The organism is Brevibacterium sp. HMSC22B09 (genome assembly GCF_001806795.1).
GTDB lineage: Bacteria > Actinomycetota > Actinomycetes > Actinomycetales > Brevibacteriaceae > Brevibacterium > Brevibacterium ravenspurgense.
The window spans coordinates 47,313-47,676 of record NZ_KV786022.1 but is presented as its reverse complement, the minus strand read 5'-3'; positions in this window follow the sequence as shown (position 1 = coordinate 47,676).

The following is a 364-nucleotide window of genomic DNA, read 5'->3' as shown; positions in this document are numbered from 1 at the left end:
ATTTGCGCGTGAAACTGTATTAGTGCGCAAATGTGGCGTGGTGGGTTGCGCGCCCTCACTTAGCCGCCTGCAGCCGGCCCAGAGTTGCCAGTCAGTCCGGCCCTCCACCTCGTGCTCCTCCAACCGGCGCAGATTCACGCTTTAATGCAGAGTCACGCTTTGTTGCGGCGCATTTGCGCGTGAGTTTGCATTAGAGCGCAAATCTGGGGCGGTCTGGCTGGTTGCGGTGCCTTCCTCCAGCAGCTAGCCCAGAGTTGCCAGTCAGTCCGGCCTTCCACCTCGTGCCTCTCCAACCGCGCAGACTCACGCTTTAGTGCAGTTTTGCGCGGTGTTGCGGCGCATTTGCGCGTGAAACTGTATTAGT